16 protein-coding genes and 1 pseudogene are annotated in these 16,995 nt (G+C 66.9%); 10 read left to right on the top strand and 7 right to left on the bottom strand.

All coding sequences use genetic code 11. The features are described 5' to 3' along the window. The first annotated feature begins 100 nt into the window (after window positions 1-100). Window positions 101-811 (top strand): ParA family protein, encoded by a 711-nt coding sequence (locus ASF00_RS13585; RefSeq protein WP_055879986.1) that lies wholly within the window; start codon window positions 101-103, stop codon window positions 809-811. Then, the gene (aat, locus tag ASF00_RS13580; RefSeq protein ID WP_055879982.1) at window positions 808-1,539 is read left to right on the top strand and encodes a leucyl/phenylalanyl-tRNA--protein transferase; all 732 of its coding nucleotides are present in this window, start codon (window positions 808-810) and stop codon (window positions 1,537-1,539) included. Before ASF00_RS13585 ends, aat begins: the two co-directional genes overlap by 4 nt. 35 nt (window positions 1,540-1,574) lie before the next feature. Here aat and ASF00_RS19240 read toward each other — a convergent pair. From ASF00_RS19240 to ASF00_RS13560, 5 genes and pseudogenes are all read right to left on the bottom strand, one after another. Then, window positions 1,575-1,808: pseudogene (locus ASF00_RS19240) on the bottom strand (DUF2155 domain-containing protein); the annotation flags it as partial. 197 nt (window positions 1,809-2,005) lie between these two features. Continuing rightward, window positions 2,006-2,398: an NADH:ubiquinone oxidoreductase subunit NDUFA12 gene (locus tag ASF00_RS13575; RefSeq protein WP_055879979.1), complete on the bottom strand. Its 393-nt coding sequence runs from the start codon at window positions 2,396-2,398 to the stop codon at window positions 2,006-2,008. A gap of 162 nt (window positions 2,399-2,560) precedes the next feature. After that, window positions 2,561-2,989 (bottom strand): DUF192 domain-containing protein, encoded by a 429-nt coding sequence (locus ASF00_RS13570; protein WP_443024417.1) that lies wholly within the window; start codon window positions 2,987-2,989, stop codon window positions 2,561-2,563. A gap of 68 nt (window positions 2,990-3,057) precedes the next feature. Then, on the bottom strand, window positions 3,058-3,582 hold the full coding sequence (locus ASF00_RS13565) for a cold-shock protein (RefSeq protein ID WP_055880575.1): 525 nt from the start codon (window positions 3,580-3,582) through the stop codon (window positions 3,058-3,060). A 192-nt stretch (window positions 3,583-3,774) separates the two neighbouring features. Next, complete coding sequence (locus ASF00_RS13560; RefSeq protein WP_082463463.1) at window positions 3,775-4,431, bottom strand: regulatory protein RecX; 657 nt, start codon at window positions 4,429-4,431, stop codon at window positions 3,775-3,777. 107 nt (window positions 4,432-4,538) lie between these two features. Between ASF00_RS13560 and ASF00_RS13555 the strand changes: the two genes are divergently transcribed. Next, the gene (locus tag ASF00_RS13555; RefSeq protein WP_055879971.1) at window positions 4,539-6,302 is read left to right on the top strand and encodes a fatty acyl-AMP ligase; all 1,764 of its coding nucleotides are present in this window, start codon (window positions 4,539-4,541) and stop codon (window positions 6,300-6,302) included. Window positions 6,303-6,424: 122 nt separating this feature from the next. Next, window positions 6,425-8,782, top strand: coding sequence for a putative bifunctional diguanylate cyclase/phosphodiesterase (locus ASF00_RS13550; RefSeq protein ID WP_055879969.1), 2,358 nt, complete (start codon window positions 6,425-6,427; stop codon window positions 8,780-8,782). An 89-nt stretch (window positions 8,783-8,871) separates the two neighbouring features. Here ASF00_RS13550 and ASF00_RS13545 read toward each other — a convergent pair whose 3' ends face one another. Further along, complete coding sequence (locus tag ASF00_RS13545; protein WP_055879964.1) at window positions 8,872-10,164, bottom strand: M28 family metallopeptidase; 1,293 nt, start codon at window positions 10,162-10,164, stop codon at window positions 8,872-8,874. Window positions 10,165-10,364: 200 nt separating this feature from the next. Here ASF00_RS13545 and ASF00_RS13540 point away from each other — a divergent pair, with 200 nt between their 5' ends. After that, window positions 10,365-11,036 (top strand): hypothetical protein, encoded by a 672-nt coding sequence (locus ASF00_RS13540; RefSeq protein WP_055879961.1) that lies wholly within the window; start codon window positions 10,365-10,367, stop codon window positions 11,034-11,036. Window positions 11,037-11,051: 15 nt separating this feature from the next. On the opposite strand, the gene ASF00_RS13535 is transcribed toward ASF00_RS13540, so the two are convergent. Continuing rightward, entirely contained in the window at window positions 11,052-11,507 is a 456-nt protein-coding gene (locus ASF00_RS13535; protein ID WP_055879958.1) for a universal stress protein, read from the bottom strand. A gap of 122 nt (window positions 11,508-11,629) precedes the next feature. Here ASF00_RS13535 and ASF00_RS13530 point away from each other — a divergent pair, with 122 nt between their 5' ends. The 5 genes from ASF00_RS13530 to ASF00_RS13510 all read left to right on the top strand — a co-directional run bounded on the left by ASF00_RS13530 (window position 11,630) and on the right by ASF00_RS13510 (window position 16,965). Continuing rightward, complete coding sequence (locus tag ASF00_RS13530; RefSeq protein WP_055879956.1) at window positions 11,630-12,985, top strand: pyruvate dehydrogenase complex dihydrolipoamide acetyltransferase; 1,356 nt, start codon at window positions 11,630-11,632, stop codon at window positions 12,983-12,985. 116 nt (window positions 12,986-13,101) lie between these two features. After that, window positions 13,102-13,314, top strand: coding sequence for a hypothetical protein (locus ASF00_RS13525; protein ID WP_235525819.1), 213 nt, complete (start codon window positions 13,102-13,104; stop codon window positions 13,312-13,314). Beyond that, complete coding sequence (locus tag ASF00_RS13520; protein ID WP_055879954.1) at window positions 13,311-13,700, top strand: acyl-CoA thioesterase; 390 nt, start codon at window positions 13,311-13,313, stop codon at window positions 13,698-13,700. Before ASF00_RS13525 ends, ASF00_RS13520 begins: the two co-directional genes overlap by 4 nt. 31 nt (window positions 13,701-13,731) lie before the next feature. Further along, complete coding sequence (gene lpdA / locus ASF00_RS13515; protein WP_055879951.1) at window positions 13,732-15,126, top strand: dihydrolipoyl dehydrogenase; 1,395 nt, start codon at window positions 13,732-13,734, stop codon at window positions 15,124-15,126. Window positions 15,127-15,540: 414 nt separating this feature from the next. Beyond that, a complete protein-coding gene (locus tag ASF00_RS13510) occupies window positions 15,541-16,965 on the top strand; it encodes a hypothetical protein (protein WP_055879948.1) in 1,425 nt (474 codons plus the stop codon). Window positions 16,966-16,995: the final 30 nt, after the last annotated feature.

Here is a 16,995-nt window from a genome sequence, read left to right as displayed (position 1 = left end):
TCGCGATGGTTTCTGAAACGGCCGGCGGATCATCCGCCGGCCGTTTTTCTTTGTGCCGCGCGCTCTTGCCCTTACCGCCCCGGACCGGCACCGTAGCGTGATGGCAACAGTCGCGATCTACAGCCTCAAGGGCGGCGTCGGGAAGACGACGCTATCGGTGAACCTGGCGTGGTGCGCCGCGACCTTATCGGCCCGGCGGACCCTGCTCTGGGATCTCGACCCGCAGGCCGCGTCGACCTGGGTCCTCGGCGGCCCCGGCAAGGCGGACCAGGCGCAGGCGATGTTCTCGAAGGACGTCGCCGTCGCCAAGCAGGCGCGGCCGACCGCCTATCGCCATCTCGACCTGATCGCCGCCGACGCGTCGCTGCGCGGGCTCGACCAGCTGTTCCACGATCTCGACAAGAAGAAGCGCCTCGCCAAGCTGCTGGGCGAGCTCGCGGGCTATGACCGCGTGATCCTCGATTGCCCGCCCGGGCTGACCGAGACCGCGGACCAGGTCATGCGCGCCGCCGACCTGATCGTGATCCCCGTCATCCCCTCCCCGCTCTCGACGCGCGCCTATGACGCGGTCGTCCAGCATCTCGGCGGCCGCACCGCGCTGCTCCCCGTCCACGTCATGGTCGACAAGCGCCGTGCGCTCCATGCCGAGGCACTCGCGCGGCACCCCGACTGGCCGGTGATTCCGATGGCCAGCGGGATCGAAGCGATGGCGGTCAGGCGCGCGCCGGTCGGCGTGTTCGCGCCCCGGTCGGCCGCCGCGCAGGCGTTCGCCGATCTGTGGCGCCGGATCGAACACACGCTTACCGCATGAGCGACATCCTCGATCCGCAGATCGTGCTCGGCGCCTATTCGGTCGGCGTGTTCCCGATGGCCGACAGCCGCGACGCCGCCAGCGTCTATTGGGTCGAGCCGCGCCGCCGCGCCGTCCTGCCGCTCGACGGTTTCCAGCTCTCACGCTCGCTCAGGAAGACGATTGTCGCCGACCGGTTCCAGATCACCATCGACACCGCGTTCGACCGAGTCGTCCAGCTCTGCGCCGAAAGCGTCGAGGGCCGGCCCGAGACATGGATCAACGACGGCATCGAACGCGTCTTTCAGACGCTGCACGCGATGGGGTTCGCGCATTCGGTCGAATGCTGGGACGGCGGCAAGCTCGTCGGCGGGCTCTATGGCCTGGCGCTAGGCCGCGCGTTCTTCGGCGAAAGCATGGTCAGCCGCGCCACCGACGCATCGAAGGTCGCGCTGGCACACCTCGTCGCGCGGCTGCGCGCCGGCGGGTTCACCCTGCTCGATTGCCAGTTCCAGACCTCGCACCTCGCCTCGCTCGGCGCGATCGAGATCGACCGCGCGGATTACGTAGCGTTGCTGGCAGGTGCGCTAGACGGCGCGCTCGGCCCCGCGTCGTCGGCCGCCGGCGTCGCAGCAGCAGGCGATTTCCGCGCGCTCGATCGCTTGGCGGGCAAGGCCTCGGCGACCGGCGCCGTATCGGGCCCGGTCGCGGGGAAAGTCATCGCGCAGCTCTTGGTCCACACGTCGTAGATCGGATGCTGCACCGCGTTCAGCGCGGGGCGTTCCTTGTACAGCCAGCCCGAAAAGCTCCGCCGCCATTTCGCATCGACGCCGCGCACCAGCACCTGGACGAACGCGCCGGTCAGCTGCTCCTGCTCCCATGGCGCGGTCTGTTCGCACGCACGTAGCCGCAGCACGACATCGCCCATCCGGGTCGCCTGGCCGGGCCTGAGCGTCACCGCTCGGGTTTCGCCGTTCCGCTTGTTGAGCAGGCCGAGCACGGCCACGCGCTGCGCCATCGGCGTGCCGCCGGTGGCGATCGTCGCGGCACCGGCGTCGATCGTCTCGATCGAGGAATTCGCCGGCTCATCGGCGCCCGGCAGCTCCTGCTGGACCGCAGCCACCGTCGCCACGGGCGTGGTGAGCGCGCGGTATCCGAACCAGCCGCCCACCCCCAGCACCACGACCAACACGGCCGCGGCGAGCCAGCGCATGATCACCCTTCGGGCGTCCAGGCTTCGTAGTCACCCGTCGCGGCGGCGCGCTTGCCACCCTTTTCGAGCGCACCCGACGGCCGATAGGCGAGCGCGGTACCGGTCATGTTCGGCACGGCCGGCTTCTGCCACGCGCGCACCGGCGGCAGCGCGCGCTCGGGCACGTCGTCGACCTGGTGATGCAGCCAGCTGAACCACGCGGGCGGCACGCGGCTCGCGTCGGTGGCGCCCTGATAGATCACCCAGCGGCGCGGATTACCTGACGTGTCCTTGCCGCCCTGGTAATAAACGTTGCCGAGCGCGTCCTCGCCCATCTTCGCCATGCTGCGCAGGCCGAATTTGGTGCCGAGGGTGGCGCCGTTCCACCACGTGAAAGTCGATGCGAGAAAGCCCATGCGCCGCGCTTAACCCGAGTGGGGGCGGGCTTCAACCATGATGATGCGGCAGGGCGGGAAACTCCGTGATCGGGAGCGCGGCCCAGCCGATACCCAGCCGATAAAACGTATTCGCCCGCCCGCTTAGTCCGCCCGCTTAGTCCGAGCGCTTAGTCCGCCCGCTTAGTCCGAGCGCTTGTACCACGTCACCAGGTCGCCCTCGGCGATCCCCAGTTCGGCCGACCGGCCACCCATCAGCTCGAGCACCGCCCCGACCGGCTCGCCCGACGGTACCGGCGTCTCCGAGAACGGCACCGTATTCTCCGCGATCCGCGCGATCGTGCCATCCGCCCGGATATAGAGGATATCGAGCGAGCTCGGCGTATTCTTCATCCAGAAGCTCGCATCCACCGGCGCACCCCCAGTCGAAGGATAAGGCCAGAACAACATCCCGCCATCGGGCCTCAGGTCGGTACGATACATCAGCCCGCGCGCCTGCTCGTCCTGCGTCCTGGCGCGCTCGACGGTGAACGCGTGCGTCCCGTTTGTACTTTTGATCGTCAGCTTCAGCGTCGCGACCTTGGCCGCTTCGGATTCATCGCTGCCGTTCATATACGCCACACTTCCGGCGCCGACGCCCAGCGCCAGCATCCCGGCCAGGACGGCCTTCGCAACCAAACTCATCCAAGGCCCTCTTCGACTGCGACGGCGAGCGGCCCCTTGCGTCCCGCGACGACGCGCGCGCGCAGCGGCTGCTCGGGCTCGACCGTCTCGATTCCGGCGCGACGCAACGTTTCCATATGGACGAAGATGTCGCTGCCATCCGACCCTCGTACCAGAAAGCCATAGCCCTTCAACCGGTTGAACCATTTGACCGACACCGGCTCGAACGGTCCGGCGGCGTCGATCATCGCGATCGGATCGATCCGGTCTGGCGATGCCGCGACACGGACGATCTCCTCGACCGCGTTGGTCATGTCGATCGAGACGATCTCGCGCGCCTGGAACCCGCGGCCACGCTGGACCGACAGCGTCTCGACGCGCGCGCCCTCGGGCAGGCTGCGACGGCCATGCGGTTGCAATACCGAGAAATGCACGAGGATATCGCCGACCGTCGGGTCGTCCGCGACCGCAAAGCCGAACCCGCGCGTCACGTCGAACCACTTGATCACGCCGCCGATCGCACGCACGTCGCCAGCGGGCATGGCGGTCTCCGGGACGGCCCTCCCTGGCTCGCCCCCCAATTCGCCCACACGGTCGCCCCCGAGGTCGTGGCCAACCGCGACCATCGCCGATCCGGTCTGCGTCATCATGTCCGCATCCTGCTGCGTCTACGCATTGTTACACCCCTGATCCCCTTGCTAGCACGCTTCGTCGCGGTCGCAATGAATCCGTTGCTAATCGGCGTCGAAAACCACCGTTTCGGGCGCATCGGACGGTGGCATCGCAACAATTTTGCGGGCGAGATCGAAACGGTGCCCCGCGCGCAGCATCGCGCCGAGCTGTTTGTCGTGCAGCTTCCGGTCGCCCTCGCCGCTGCCATAGGGCCCGATTCGCTTGCGCCGCGCAAAGGCGAGCGCCGATTCGACCGCGCGATCCGCGATCGCGGGCGCGACCGCATCCGCATCGCCCTCGTCGATTCCGGCCTCGCGAAACGCCCCCGCGACACGCCGCGCGCCCAGCCCGCGGCGCTGCATCGCCGCCGCGCGCTGTTCGGCAAAGGCACGGTCGTCGACATACCCCAGATCGGCCATGCGCTGTGCGAGTTCGGCGGGATCGGCCGGTGCCGCCGCCGCGCCGTCGTCCCAGCCGCGCTCGCGGATCTTGCGCACCAGATAGTCGGTCAGCCGCCCCCGTGTCGTCGCGAACCGCTCGACATAGCGCAGCGCCAGCCGCTCCAGCGCCGCGGCGTCGAGCGGCTTGGGCGGCGCCCGCTCGCCGCCACGGCCCCCACCACGTCCGCCAGCACGCGCGCCACCACGCCCGGCGGGACGCGCGTTACCGCGGTTTTCGCGACGCCCAGGCGTCTGATCGGGGTCGTCATCGTCGGACACGCCATCATTGTGCCACACTGACACCCGAAGTTGAACGGCTAGAGTTGAGATTAGGGGTGGTGCGTTCAGCCGCCATGCCGGGCACGATGCCAGAGACAGGAACTGCGATGACGACCGAAACGCTTCACAAGGACGGCCAGACCGCGGCGACGATCGTCGCGACGCCGACCGAGGACGCGCTGCCGCGCCGTTTCGCCGATTTCGCGACGCTGGGCGAAGCGCTCGATTACGCCGCAACCGGTAACCGCGGGCTTAATTTCCATGATGCGCGCGGCACGTTGTCGCAGCCCTATCCCTATGCACAGCTGCGCACCGATGCGCGCGCAATGGCCGATCGCCTCATCGCCGCGGGCGTCGGCCCTGCCGATCGCATCGCACTGGTCGCCGAAACCGGCCCCGAATTCGCCGCGCTCTTCTTCGGCGTCGTCTACGCCGGCGCCTGGCCCGTGCCGCTGCCGCTGCCGACCTCGTTCGGCGGCCGCGATTCCTACATCGAACAGCTTCGCGTCCAGCTTGCCAGTTGCGACCCGAAGATGCTGATCTTCCCGCCCGAACTCGCGCAGATGGCGGGCGAGGCCGCACGCCTATCGGGCACCGTCGGGATCGACTGGTCCGAGTTCGCCACCCGCGAAGCCCCCGTCGCGACGCTGCCCGAGGCAAAGCCCGACGACATCGCGTATCTGCAATATTCCAGCGGCTCGACGCGGTTCCCGCACGGCGTCGTCATCACGCACGCGGCGTTGCTCAACAACCTCGCCGCGCACAGTTACGGCATGGAAGTCTGCGGCACCGATCGCTGCGTCTCGTGGCTGCCCTGGTATCACGACATGGGGCTGGTCGGCTGCTTCCTGTCGCCGATCGCCAACCAGGTCTCGACGGATTACCTCAAGACCGAGGATTTCGCGCGGCGTCCGCTCGCCTGGCTCGATCTGATCAGCCGCAACACCGGCACGACGCTCAGCTATTCGCCGACCTTCGGCTACGATATCTGCGCGCGCCGCATGTCGTCGCAGACCAAGGCGAGCGACCGGTTCGACCTGTCGCGCTGGCGCGTGGCGGGCAATGGCGCCGACATGATCCGCCCCGACGTGATGCAGTCGTTCGTCGACGCGTTCGCCGATGCGGGCTTCAAGGCCACCGCGTTCCTGCCGAGCTACGGCCTTGCCGAGGCGACGCTCGCGGTCTCGCTGATGCCGCCGGGCGAAGGCATCCGCGTCGAACTCGTCGAGGAAACGCAGCTTTCGGGCGGCAGCCGTGGGAATGACCGCCCGCAACGCTACCGCGCGATCGTCAATTGCGGGAAGCCCGTCCGCGACATGCGGATCGAGATCCGCGAAGAGGACGGCACCCCTCTCCCCGACCGCGCGATCGGCAAGGTCTGGTGCAGCGGCAAGTCGGTAATGGTCGGCTATTTCCGCGACGATGCCGCGACGCAGGCGTGCATGGCCGACGGTTGGCTCGATACCGGCGACATGGGCTATATGTCCGATGGCTATATCTACATCGTCGGCCGCGCCAAAGACATGATCATCGTCAACGGCAAGAACCACTGGCCGCAGGACATCGAATGGGCGGTGGAACAGCTGCCGGGCTTCAAGGCGGGCGACATTGCCGCGTTCGCGATCACCACCCCTGGCGGCGAGGAGACCCCCGCCGTGCTGGTCCAGTGCCGCAGCTCGGACGAGTCCGAGCGGCTGCGTCTGCGCGACGAGATCCGCGAGCGGGTCCGCTCGGTCACGGGCATGAACTGCCTGATCGAACTCATCCCGCCGCGCACGCTGCCGCGCACCTCGTCGGGCAAGTTGAGCCGCGCCAAGGCGCGCAACCTGTATCTCAGTGGCGACATAAAACCCTACGATATCGCTGCCTGACGGGCATAGTCAGCCGGGACCAACGGCGCCGGCGACATATTACCCCAAAAAACGACAGGAATTGGATCCAAATCGGTGCAGTGCAAACGTTCTGCTAACCAGAGCGCGTCTATCTCTCCGCCGTGTCCAAGATCCCCCCCTCCCTCCCGCCTCGTATCTCCGTAGCCATCCCGACTCTGTTGGGACTGCGCGAGGGTAAGGATCCGATGGTCTGGGGCCGGATACGCGCCGCGCAATTGCTCGCCGTCCGTCGGGCCGCGCTATTCCTGTTGGCAACAAACGTCATGGCCTCGCTGGTCATCGCGTTCCTGTTGCGTGCGGAGATCCCGCATTGGCAGATCGCCAGCTGGGAAGCGCTGGTGATCGCTGCGGCAGTATGGGTCGGCTTCCGCCGGCTCGCAACGCACGATCGCGGCGACGGCTATGCCAGCCTGCGCGATCTCCGCACCACCGTGTCGGACGGCTGCATTCTCGCATTTGTCTGGTCGGCAGTGCCGGTCGTGTTCTGCACGCACGCATCGTCGGGAACGACGACCGGGCTGGGATTGACGCTCGCGGTGCTCATGACCACCGTCGCGCTGGCAATGGCGCCGCTCGCGCTCGCGACTTTAATATTCCTCGGGTATCTTGGCGCGGCGATCGTCGTCCAGCTCTCCTTTGCCGGGACGTTTGCCGCCGCCGCCGGTCTTTTGTTGTTCACACTGCTGCTGATGACTGCCTGTCTCCACCGCGCGCGCGCACTGGTCCTGATCCGCGCCGGCGAAATCGTGCTCGACGATCGCGACGAGACGGTCAGTCTGTTACTCGGCGAGTTCGAGGGGGGCGGCGCCGACTGGCTTTGGGAGACCGATGCGACGCGGCGCGTGGTCAAGCCCGGCGCGCGGTTCGCGTTCGCGTGCGGGGTCGATGCTGCCAGCATCGACAACATGCCGCTCTTGCAGCTGCTCGCCGGGCCAGGCTGGGAAACGGGCGAATTCGATACCGGACTTCACACGCTCGCGGACCGCCTGAAACGTCGCGAAAGCTTCCGCAATCTGCGCCTACCGGTCCAGATCGGCGGCGAAGAACGCTGGTGGGACCTGGCCGCCGCGCCGCGCTTCGACGATCACGGCGAGTTCATCGGGTTTCGCGGGGTCGGCTCCGATGTCACCGAACAGCGCGCGTCGGCGGACAAGGTCAACCGGATGGCGCGGTTCGATACGCTGACCGGGCTGCCCAACCGGCTGATGGTCAACGAAACGCTGGTCAAGACGATGGCCGACGCGGATCGCTGGGGCGGACGCTATGCGTTCATGATGCTCGATCTCGATCGCTTCAAGGCGGTCAACGATACGCTTGGCCACCCGATCGGCGATCGGCTGCTCGGCCGCGTGTCGGAACGGTTGAACCAGCTGATGGGCGTCAATGAAACCTGCGGACGTCTTGGGGGCGACGAATTCGCGGTCGTCGTTCGCGATGCCAGCGATCTGGCCGCGGTCGAACAGCTCGCCGAACGGATCATCGAGTCACTTTCACGCCCGTATGAGATCGACGCGCATACGCTGCACATCGGCACGAGCGTCGGCCTGGCGATCGGTCCGCGCGACGGTCGCACCGCCGACATGCTGGTGCGCTCCGCCGATCTCGCGCTGTACCGCGCCAAGGACGCGGGCCGCGGCGTCTTCCGCCGCTACGAGCCGGAGTTGCATGTCCAGGCGGAAGAGCGCCGCGTCCTCGAAATGGCGCTCCGCGGCGCGATCGAGAAGGGCGAGATGCATCTCGTCTACCAGCCGATCGTCAAGGCAGGCAGCGAGACGCTGTGCGGGTTCGAGGCGTTGCTGCGCTGGACCAGCCCCGAGTTCGGCAGCGTGTCACCGACCAAGTTCATCCCGCTTGCCGAGGAAACGCGACTGATCGGACCGATCGGCGCCTGGGTCGTCCGCGCCGCCTGCGAGGAAGCCGCGCACTGGCCGTCCGAGATGCGGATCGCGGTCAACGTCTCGGCCGATCAGCTACGCAACCCGAGCTTTGTGACGACGATCGCGGCCGCGCTGGCCAATACCGGCGTGGCGGCGGAGCGGCTTGAACTCGAAGTGACCGAAGGCGTGTTCATGCACGAAGGTCTTGGCGCAACGCAGATTCTCGATCGCGTCGCCGAGCTTGGCGTGCATCTGAGCCTCGACGACTTCGGCACCGGCTACGCCTCGCTGGGCTATCTCGGGCGCACCCGGCTCTCGTCGCTCAAGATTGACCGTAGTTTCGTCCGCGACGCCGCCAGCGGGCTCCGCGAGGCAGTCGCGATCGTCCGTGCGGGAATTGCGCTGGCCGACAGCCTCGGCATGGCGACGACCGCCGAGGGCGTCGAGACCGAAGTCGAATATAAGGCGCTTCACGACCTGGGCTGCACCAGGGTGCAAGGCTTCTACTTCGGCCGCCCGATGTCCCCCGAAGAGGCACGCGCGCTCGCCAATCGCGGATGGAAGGAGGCGGCGGCCGCCTGATCGCACTGCAGGGGCCGCCACCGGCTACCAAGCCGCATCACCGCCACCGGCCCTCAAGCCGCATCACCGCCACCGGCCCTCAAGCCGCATCACCGACGCCGGTCGCGCCCTGCAAAGCTCACCACGCTTTCCGCTCCATCAGCCGATAGCGCGGAGACGCCGACGAAATTATCGTCGACCGGGACCTGTACCAGCACCGTGCTCGTCCCCGGCACGTCACGCGTCTGCGTCCAGTCCTGCGCATCGTTGCTACGCCAGCGGACCCGGTATCCGGCCGCGCCCGCGACCGCGGACCATTTCACAGTGGTGTCGCGCGACAGCGCGCCAGCGATCGCAACGTCCTCGGGGGCGGCGGGCGCCCCTGCGATCCGGGCGAGCGTCGCAACGTTGATAGCAGTGACCTTGGCGAGATACGGGAAATCCATGCCCTCGATCGTGTCGCCATAGACCACGCCCTGCTCGGACCGAAGATCCTGGTGCTGGCGGTCCCAATTCTCGGCCGCGACCGAAAACCGCACCGCCGGGTAGCCCAGCTTGAGGAACGGTTCGTGATCGCCGCCGCGCCCGAACCGATCCGGGCGGCGATCGAGCATCACGTCGAGACCGCCGGGGATCCCAGCAGCGATCCCGTCGATCGCCTTGGCGAGTGCGCGGCTCGGACCATCGTCTTCACCGCCTTCGGCGCGTCGGCCCTGCTGCGCGACCAGATCTTCGGAGGCGCGAATCCCTTCGGAGAACACCCGGACCTTGTCGGCGACACGCACACCGCCCTGCCCGACCGTGTTGCCGACGATGTCGTTGTTGAGCATCGCCGAAACCTGCCATCCGCGCGCCTTGGCGGTGTCGGCAAGCAGTTCGGCACCCCACAACCCCTGCTCCTCGCCCGAGAATACGGCGTAGACGATCGTCGCGTCGAACTTGCGCTGCGCCAGCAGCCGCGTCGCTTCGAGGACCAGCGCGACACCCGATGCGTTGTCGTTAGCGCCCGGTGCATCGGAGGTCGCGTTCATCACGTCGGTCACGCGGCTGTCGATATGCGCGCCGACGATCACGACGCGATTCGGGTCGCGGCCCTTCTGGATGCCCAGCACATCCTCGACGACCACCCCGGTCGGCGCGCGCGGTCCGGTGAACCTGCGCGAAATCCGGTCGACCGTGATGCACCCGCCGCAGGTCGCACCGATCGCGGTGAAGCGCCGCGCCGCCCAATCGCGCGCCGCGCCGATCCCGCGCTTGGGATCAGTGGTCGTTGATGCGGTATGGCGCGTGCCGAACCCGACCATCGTCGCGACGTCCGCTTTCAATCGGTCGGCGGAGGGAGCGGGAAGCGGCGGCGTTGCGGCGGCAGCGGCGGCGAGCAACGGAAGAGCGAGAACGATCATCGCCTATCGTGACGCGATCGGCGCGCCTGCTCAAGCGTCTTGTTGCCGATCGCGGTAAGCAATCGCACCCAGCCTTACTAATTCAGATTATTCGCCACATGTTGATGCAGATCAGTATGATTTATCGTGATGTATGATCCAGGTTTGAGGGAGATACGTATTTCTACTACATGATATAGTGCAAAAATCGGGACTTAGAGATGATCATCGGGCATTCCATTTCCAATGCCAGCGGGATCCTCCAAGCGATTGACGAGCCCGTCGCGATGCTGTTGCAGCGCACGCAGAAGCATCTCATCGGCTTGTCCTATCTGGCGATTACGCATGCAGCGGATATGGCCCGCAGCCTGAACCGGGTCGCGGCACTGCAAACCAATGGCGGCCCGTCGATGATACGCAAACGCTATATCGGCGGAGAGGGCGGGATCATCACGCTGGATGTGCAGGTGTCCCGTCTCGGCAATGGCGATTCGAGTTATCTTGTGGGTACCTTCGCCACCGTCAACCAGGCGGATCTCGTCGCCAATGCCGACAAGATCCCCCAACGCCTGTGGCTGCGGGCCAAGGATCTGCTTGGGGTCATGCGCGCGCGCGACGCCGCGCTGGGCGCCGACATCTTCGCCGATCATGCCTGGGGAATGTTGCTGTTGATCTATCTATCCGAGGCCGAAAGCTGGATTGCGACGCCTCCGGCAATCGCCGACCATCTTGCTCTCCCGGCGACAACCGTAGAACGCTGGCTTCGCGTGTTGCTTGGCAGGGATCTGATCGAGCCGGTCGATTCACTCCGCAACGCCGTCCAGCTCTCGCCGACCGGTATTCGCCGCGTCGAGCGTCTTTTGCAGGAGCGGCCGGCCGAGACGGCGGCGTGATCGCCTGTTTGACGATCAGCTCAGCCGATCGATCGCCTCGCGTGTCAGCGACCCCGGGATGATCATCACCGGCACTGGCAGCGCGCCCGCGTCGGCGCCGGTGAAATGCGCGATCAACTCGCCCGGCGCGCCCGTTGCGGCAGCGCCGAGCACCAGTGCCGCAATTTCGGGGTTCGCCGCGATCATCGCGCGAATGATCTTGGGGCCTTCGCCCTCGCGCACCGTGATCGATGGACGCAGCCCCGATTCCTCCAACAACGTGCCCGCCGCCGCCGCGACCAGGCCTTGCGCATGGAGGTGCGCCTCCTCCTCGATCGTCGCCTGGACGCCGCCGAACGCGATGAACTCCTGCGGCGGGATGACGGTGAGTATCTCGACGCCGCCGCCGGTCTTCACGGCTCGCCGCGCGGCAAACCGCAACGCGATGCCCGCTTCGGGACTGTCGTCGATCACCACCAGATAAATGCGCATTTTCGCCCCCGTTATTGCCGGTAATTGGGCCGCAGCGGGTCGATACGCAAGTGCGGCGGGGTTGACCCGAGCGGACGAGGGCGCGAGTAGGCATGCCGTTACATCACGCCCTGGGGAAATCCATGTCGATCGAGATCAAGATGCCTGCGCTGTCCCCGACCATGGAGGAGGGAACCCTCGCCAAATGGTTGATCAAGGAAGGCGACGTCGTGAAATCCGGCGACCTGATGGCCGAGATCGAAACCGACAAGGCGACGATGGAATTCGAAGCCGTCGATGAGGGCACCGTCGTCAAGATCCTCGTCGCCGAGGGTACCGACAACGTGAAGGTCGGCACGGTTATCGCGATCATCGCCGAAGAGGGCGAGGACGCATCGTCGGTGTCCGCACCCACCAAGAGCGAGACGCCCGAGCCGGCCGCCAAGGAATCGGAAGCCAAGCCCGATCCGAAGGATCCCAACGACACCGGCAGCGAGGCCAAGCCGGTCGAACGCACGGAGGCTTCGGCCGAGGATCACGGTCGTCCCGCAGATGCGGGCACTGCGTCTGCAACCGCGCCCGCCAGCGGTGACCGTGTGAAGGCGAGCCCGCTCGCCCGCCGCCTGGCCGCCGACAAGGGTATCGATCTTGGCTCTGTCTCGGGTTCGGGGCCCAAGGGTCGCATCGTCAAGGCCGACGTCGAGAGCGCAAAGCCAGGTGCGGCACCTATTGCTGCCAGGACCGACGCTGCGCCGACTGCCGCTGCTGCAGCCCCCGCGCCTGCCGCCAAGCCTGCGACCGTGCCGGATATCCCGCACGAGGCGACCAAGCTCAGCAACGTGCGGAAGACAATCGCGCGTCGTCTGACCGAATCGAAGCAGACCGTTCCGCACATCTACCTGACGGTGAACATCCGTCTCGACGCGCTGCTCAAGCTGCGCGGCGAGCTGAACAAGAGCCTCGAAGCGCGTGGCGTGAAGCTGTCGGTCAACGATCTGCTCATCAAGGCACAGGCCGTCGCGCTGATGCAGGTGCCGACCTGCAACGTGATGTTCACGCCAGACCAGCTGATCAGCTTCCAGCGCGCCGATATCTCGGTCGCGGTCAGCACGCCATCGGGGCTGATCACGCCGATCATCGTCGGTGCGGACACCGCCTCGCTGTCGTCGATCTCGACGCAGATGAAGGACCTTGCCGCCCGCGCCCGCGACGGCAAGCTGAAGCCCGAGGAATATCAGGGCGGCACCGCGTCGATCAGCAACATGGGCATGTTCGGCATCACGCAGTTCGATGCGGTCATCAACCCGCCCCAGGCGATGATCCTCGCGATCGGCGCGGGCGAGAAGCGTCCGTACGTCGTCGGCGACGAACTCACCGTGGCCACCGTGATGTCCGCGACCGGCAGCTTCGATCACCGCGCGATCGACGGTGCGGACGGCGCGCAGTTCATGAAGGCGTTCAAGCACCTCGTCGAGAACCCGCTGGGCATGCTGGCGTAAGCTGACGGACATGGACGTCACGTCTCCCACTCCGTTCGCCCTGAGCGAAGTCGAAGGACATGAGACGCATGGACCTCGACTGCGATCGACACGAACGGTTTAGGGGGATGTTCGACATGAAGAAGACGACCATCGAGATCTTTCACATTCTCGCCGGGCTCGGCGTGGCGGTCGCAATTACCTGGGCGGCGGCATGGTCCTATCCGCTCGGGCGAGACGTGATCTGGGCGGGCGGGGCCGCGGCAATGGTCGCGACCTTGCTGATGGGCGCTGGGCCACTGCGTCGCGCCCGCCGTCTCGATCAGGCGACCCGCAGGACTGAAGCATGACCGAACTACCGCCTGAAAAGGCTCCTACCATTCGCGTCACCGCGATGCCCGCCGACGCCAACCCCTATGGCGACATCTTCGGCGGTTGGCTGATGGGCCAGATGGATCTCGCCGCCGGCTCGGTCGCATCCAGGCGGAGCGGCGGCCGAGCCGTCACGATCGCGGCGGATGCGATGAAATTCCACATGCCCGTCGTCGTCGGCGACGAGGTGTCGGTCTACGCGCATCTGCTCGCGGTCGGTCGCACCTCGATGACGATCGAGGTCGAGGCCTGGCGCCGCGCGCGGCACAGCAACGACAGCTGCAAGGTGACCCAGGCGCGCTTCATCTTCGTGGCGGTCGACGACGACCGCAAACCGCGGCCCGTGCCGCCCGCTTCTAGCTAAGCAGCAACCAACTAATCCAAAGGACTCTACCGTGGCTGATACCTATGATCTCGTCATCCTCGGCTCGGGCCCCGGCGGCTACGTCGCCGCGATCCGCGCGTCGCAACTCGGCCTGAAGGTCGCGATCGTCGAGCGCGAGCGCCTGGGCGGCATCTGCCTCAACTGGGGCTGCATCCCGACCAAGGCGCTGCTGCGTACGTCGGAAATCTATCACTACATGCAGAACGCCGAGAGCTATGGCCTAAAGGCCGACAATGTCGGCTTCGATCTCGCCAAGGTCGTCGACCGCAGCCGCAAGGTCGCGGGCCAGCTTAACGCGGGCGTGAAGGGCCTGATGAAGAAGAACAAGGTGACCGTCGTCGAAGGCGTCGGCACCGTGACCGCAAAGGGCAAGCTGAGCGTCAAGCAGGGCGACAAGACCGTCGAGCTCGAAGCCAAGAACATCATCGTCGCGACCGGCGCGCGCGCGCGCGACCTGCCGTTCGCCAAGGCCGATGGGAAGACTATCTGGACCTATCGTCACGCGATGGTGCCGACCGAAATGCCGACCAAGCTGCTGGTCATCGGATCGGGCGCGATCGGCGTCGAGTTCGCCAGCTTCTACAACGACATGGGCGCCGACGTGACGATCGTCGAGATGCTTCCGCGGATCCTGCCGGTCGAGGACGAGGAAGTCTCCGCGTTCATGGACAAGGCGCTGACCAAGCAGGGCATCACGCTGCTGACCGGCACCGGACTCGAAGGTCTGGCGCCATCGGGCAGCGGCGTCACCGCGAAGATCAAGCACAAGGACGGCAAGGTCGTCGAGGAGACGTTCAGCCACGCGATCGTCGCGATCGGCATCGTCCCTAACACCGAGAATATCGGGCTGGAAGCGCTCGGCGTCGAAACCGACCGCGGGCACATCAAGACCGACGGATATGGCCGCACCAATGTCGACGGCATCTGGGCGATCGGCGACGTCACCGGCGCGCCGTGGCTCGCGCACAAGGCCAGCCATGAGGGCATCATCGCGGTCGAGAAGATCGCGGGCGGGTCGCCGCATCAGATGGACAAGGCCAACATCCCCGGCTGCACCTATTCGCGCCCGCAGGTCGCGAGCGTCGGCATGACCGAGGCGAAGGCCAAGGAAGCCGGCTATGAGCTCAAGGTCGGCAAATTCCCGTTCATCGGCAACGGCAAGGCGATCGCGCTCGGCGAGGCCGAGGGTTTCGTGAAGACGGTGTTCGACGCGAAGACCGGCGAGCTGCTCGGCGCGCACATGGTCGGCGCGGAAGTCACCGAGCTGATCCAGGGCTATGTCGTCGCGCGCCAGCTCGAGACGACCGAGGCCGAGCTGATGGAGACGGTGTTCGCGCACCCGACGCTCAGCGAGATGATGCACGAGAGCGTCCTCGGCGCCTACGGCCGGTCGATCCACTACTGATCGCGGTATCCTCCCCCGCAAGGGGGCGGTCGCTGAGGTGTCGGAGGGGGAACACGGCGCAGACGTGGCTGCTTCCCGCCCCCTCCGCCTGCCAAGTGGCCCCCCTTATGCGTAAGAATCCGTGCCGGCGATCGGGCTGCCCTCCCCGCCATCGGGGCGGAGGCAGGACCCGGGTGCTCGCTACGCAGCATGCCCGCCGTCGGCAAAGTCACCACTCGCGTGATCCAGCGATGCCTTGATCCGGCAGCGTCATCGACCATCCCGGTACCCGGCCGATCGACCGCGCCGGGCAAACCGTCTCGTTTCGGCCCTATCGCCCTTGACCCTTAGGCGGACGGCCCCGCAAGGTCGCCGCGTCACGCCTCCCCGTTCGCGGGATCCGCGACGTATCGCCCATCGGTGCAGGACCCGCGAATGTCGATCGAACCTGCGTCCCGTCTCAAACCGCGCCACATCGCCCTCGTCGCGAGTGCGCTGTGGATCGCCTCGCTTGCACTGTTCTGGCCCGGGGTCGCGATGTACGACACCGTCGCGCAATATCGTCAGGTCCTGTCGGGCGTGTATGATGACTGGCACCCGCCCGCGATGGCGCGCATCTGGGCGCTGCTCGCCACGCTGGGACCCGGCGCGACGCCCATGCTGGTGCTCCAGCTCGCCACCTATTGGCTCGGCCTCGGCCTGCTCGCCGCGGCACTCGCCCGTGCCGGACGCACCCGCAGCGCGGTGGTGATCCTCGTCATCGGCGTGTTGCCGCCGTTCCTCGGCTGGCAGGGTGTCGTGCTCAAAGATGCGCAACTTGTCGGCGCGCTGCTCGCCGCGGTCGGTATCGTCGGCTGGTGGCGTCTCGCCAACCGACCGACACCGGCTTCGGCGATGATCCCGGTCGCGTTGCTGCTCGTCTATGCCGTGCTCGTTCGCGCGAACGCCGTCTTCATCGTCGTGCCGCTGAGCGTGATGCTGTCGCCCCGCCCCGCGCGTGCGCGCGCCAAACTCGCCACGGCCTGCATCGCGGTCATCGTCATACTGGGCGTCGCCCCCCTCGTGAACCACCAGGTGCTCCGCGCGAACCACAGCGGGGTCGAGGCGACCCAGGCGCTCTACGATCTTGCCGGCATCGCCGCCCGCGCGCCCGACAGCACGAGCACAGGCCTGACCCCGTCCGAATCCGCCGCCATCGTCGCCCGCCACTGCGCAAAGCCGTTCTTCTGGGATCCGCTTGGCGACGACGAGCATTGTGCGCCGACGATGGCACGCTTGCATACGCTGCCCGCGTCGTCGCTCTACCTGACGCTCGCGTCTGCGGCACTTCACCATCCGGTCGCCTATGCCGCGCATCGGTTGGCGCATCTGAACTCGACCGACCGCTGGCTCGTCCCGTTCCACTGGCCCGGTGCCGCGCCGCCGGCCGCATCCGAGCCCAACACGCTCGGTCTCGATAGCCCCAACCCAGCAGCGCAGCGCTGGGAAACCGTGACCGCTGCGATCGTCGAGATGCCGCTCGGCTGGCCGATCGTCTGGATCGTGCTTGCGATCGTCGCGCTCGCCGCGGCGCTGGCACGCCCCGACGACGCGCCGCGGCGTTTGGCGATCGCGCTGCTTGTGTCCGCGCTCGCGCTGGAAGCCAGTTTCGGCGTCCTCAGCATCGCCTCGGATCTGCGCTATCATCTGTGGCCGATGATCGCGACCGCCATCGCCATCGTCCTGCTCGCCGATCATGCACCGCCGCGGCGCGTGGTGATCGTCGGCCTGGCCGCGCTGCTGCTGGTGATCGTCGCCGGGACAGCCGCACGCATGACGCTTCAGGCGCCACCCCAAAGCTATGCGGGCATGCTGAACTGACGTGCATGCGCGCGCCAGCGGCTCTGCGAC

The sequence above is a fragment of the Sphingomonas sp. Leaf34 genome, from assembly GCF_001421805.1.
Taxonomy (GTDB): domain Bacteria; phylum Pseudomonadota; class Alphaproteobacteria; order Sphingomonadales; family Sphingomonadaceae; genus Sphingomonas.
The sequence above is the reverse complement of the archived record's forward strand: the minus strand, read 5'-3'. Positions and strand labels throughout refer to the sequence as shown.

Coding starts and splice junctions, on each gene's coding strand:
- ASF00_RS13585 (WP_055879986.1), top strand. CDS start 101: ATGGCAACAGTCGCGATCTACAGCCTCAAGGGCGGCGTCGGGAAGACG.
- aat (WP_055879982.1), top strand. CDS start 808: ATGAGCGACATCCTCGATCCGCAGATCGTGCTCGGCGCCTATTCGGTC.
- ASF00_RS13575 (WP_055879979.1), bottom strand. CDS start 2,398: ATGGGCTTTCTCGCATCGACTTTCACGTGGTGGAACGGCGCCACCCTC.
- ASF00_RS13570 (WP_443024417.1), bottom strand. CDS start 2,989: ATGAACGGCAGCGATGAATCCGAAGCGGCCAAGGTCGCGACGCTGAAG.
- ASF00_RS13565 (WP_055880575.1), bottom strand. CDS start 3,582: ATGCCCGCTGGCGACGTGCGTGCGATCGGCGGCGTGATCAAGTGGTTC.
- ASF00_RS13555 (WP_055879971.1), top strand. CDS start 4,539: ATGACGACCGAAACGCTTCACAAGGACGGCCAGACCGCGGCGACGATC.
- ASF00_RS13545 (WP_055879964.1), bottom strand. CDS start 10,164: ATGATCGTTCTCGCTCTTCCGTTGCTCGCCGCCGCTGCCGCCGCAACG.
- ASF00_RS13540 (WP_055879961.1), top strand. CDS start 10,365: ATGATCATCGGGCATTCCATTTCCAATGCCAGCGGGATCCTCCAAGCG.
- ASF00_RS13535 (WP_055879958.1), bottom strand. CDS start 11,507: ATGCGCATTTATCTGGTGGTGATCGACGACAGTCCCGAAGCGGGCATC.
- ASF00_RS13530 (WP_055879956.1), top strand. CDS start 11,630: ATGTCGATCGAGATCAAGATGCCTGCGCTGTCCCCGACCATGGAGGAG.
- ASF00_RS13525 (WP_235525819.1), top strand. CDS start 13,102: ATGAAGAAGACGACCATCGAGATCTTTCACATTCTCGCCGGGCTCGGC.
- ASF00_RS13520 (WP_055879954.1), top strand. CDS start 13,311: ATGACCGAACTACCGCCTGAAAAGGCTCCTACCATTCGCGTCACCGCG.
- ASF00_RS13510 (WP_055879948.1), top strand. CDS start 15,541: ATGTCGATCGAACCTGCGTCCCGTCTCAAACCGCGCCACATCGCCCTC.